This window comes from Phocaeicola sp. RTP21359st1_B8_RTP21360_211022, assembly GCF_040911965.1.
GTDB lineage: Bacteria > Bacteroidota > Bacteroidia > Bacteroidales > Bacteroidaceae > Phocaeicola > Phocaeicola vulgatus.
Genome location: NZ_JBDFXP010000110.1, coordinates 1 through 2032 on the forward strand (window position 1 = coordinate 1; position 2032 = coordinate 2032).

The following is a 2032-nucleotide window of genomic DNA, read 5'->3' on the forward strand; positions in this document are numbered from 1 at the left end:
GCACCAAGTAAGAAATGTCAAGATAGACATAGCCAAAAGCCGAAACGGGCTAACAACCATTTGGATGAATAACACCTACTTCAAAACTTTCTTTCTCGAACTATGGAATAAACTACAAAAAGCTATGGGACTTAACACAGGCAACAAACTCCATTTATAGAAACAAAAGAGGTGGATATCTTACCAATATCCACCTCTCAATGTATTAGAAAATTAATTATTTACTAAATGTACAATCAGCTATGAAACCAGAAGAAGGTGTTGTTCCCTTTCCTTTAAATTCCCATTTAAACCCTTTACCCGGCTCATTTGCATCCCAATAAGAAGTCCAAGTAAACCTTGTATTCCATAACTGACCAGTACCACTAAATGCAACACTTTCCGGAGTTAAAATATTATCATCAGGATTTGGCTTTGCATTTGAATTCAAAATTTCAAAGAAGTAGTAGTTAAATGTTATAATGTCATTAACTCGCACATCCATATTCATAGTCTGACTTGAGTCATAAAATACCCCCGTAGAATTTTGTGTACCACCAAAAATACTAAGAGTTGGATAAATAGCTCTTGTTTCTTGTCCCTTTAAATCAGAAACAGAAAAATCAAACCCAACATCTTCTTTTACCTTCTTTACTAATGTTTTTCCGTTTACAGAAAATACCATATAAGCAGTATTCGGATTTGCAATGGCACTTGCTACCTGCGCATTCAATACTTGCAAATCATTTTTATACTTTTCTACACTCAAAGGACTAACTTTTTCCAAATCTGCCCAATCCGAACCAGTAACGTAAGACAAAGCTCGCGTTTTCTTGTTCTCATTAATATAATACTCATTCGTTTCCTCGTTCACATCAACAAAACGAGAAAGTATTTCCATGTCCGACTTAGTGTTACTTACGACAGGTTCTGTAATCTCATCATCGCTACACGAACAAACCGCCAATGTAGTAAAAAGTCCTAACGCTATTGATAAAAATTTCTTCATAGCTCCTCCTTTTTTAAAAGTTAATAAACCAAATAACGGCTCAAAGTTAATGAAATCTTTCCTACTTTTGTATAAACGTCAAAGAAAATAGTCATGAAAATAGCAACAATACTTACTTTCACTACACTCTCTATACTCCTATTCTCCGGATGTGTCGAAAAAAGCGGTTACTACACCAACGGAGAAGAAGGCATTATATCCCTTATATGCAACATCACTTGGGCAACCAAACCCATAACCCACGATGATGGAACAACCTATCAAGGCTTATACAAATTCAATAGAAACGGAACTTACACAATAACAACCATAAAAATAGACAAGAACGGCAACGAAAGCAAAGCTGACGTTAATGCCGCATGGTCTTTCGGTGACCCAAGTTTCAGCACCATATATTTCGGAGGAAACCACTACTGGGACATAGACGAACTGACAAAAAACAAATTCTCTTACTACGACAGAACCGGAGAATTTGGAGACCCTTTTATGCACAGAGAACATAACGAATTAACCCCATACAAAACGGACTAAAACTAACTCAACTACTACTCCGGAGGAACCTCTCTCTCTTCAAGATAAATCTCCTGAAGAAGTTCATCTTTACCCGTAACCTCATAACAACACAACGCCTCTCCCGTATCCATGTTAAACCAATCAGCCACACGGTCTCTCACAGACATATACCAGGTATAAACACCATCACCCACATTCAACCCCTCCACATTCAACTCTAAATCTTCATCCCGGAACTCGTTCAACGCTTCATCCCCTATCATTTCCCGGAACCGACCAAAACTACTCATGCGTTGCATGCCGTGCATAGCAGTATAAATCTTATCCAACGCTTGATAATTGATTTCTACCTTGTCAATCTTTGCCTTCTCACCCTTCTTTTTCTTTGATTTCGTTACCGAAACAGAAGCCTTTGAAGAATATTTAAACAGCTCCAGCGCACTATTTTCCAAGTCTCTCACCTTCTCATATTTCTGAAAACGGGCATCCGATTCCGTTCCCTGCAACTTCTTCCACTGGGATATTATATAC

At 37.8% G+C, this 2032-nt stretch carries 2 protein-coding genes and 1 pseudogene; 1 reads left to right on the top strand and 2 read right to left on the bottom strand.

Annotated features, from left to right (window positions below):
* Positions 1–217 precede the first annotated feature (217 nt).
* Positions 218–988, bottom strand: coding sequence for a hypothetical protein (locus AB5062_RS22585; protein WP_368112911.1), 771 nt, complete (start codon positions 986–988; stop codon positions 218–220).
* Positions 989–1081: 93 nt separating this feature from the next.
* Between AB5062_RS22585 and AB5062_RS22590 the strand changes: the two genes are divergently transcribed.
* Positions 1082–1519: a hypothetical protein gene (locus AB5062_RS22590; protein ID WP_368328372.1), complete on the top strand. Its 438-nt coding sequence runs from the start codon at positions 1082–1084 to the stop codon at positions 1517–1519.
* Positions 1520–1533: 14 nt separating this feature from the next.
* On the opposite strand, the pseudogene AB5062_RS22595 reads toward AB5062_RS22590, so the two are convergent.
* A pseudogene (locus AB5062_RS22595) lies at positions 1534–2032 on the bottom strand (hypothetical protein); the annotation flags it as partial.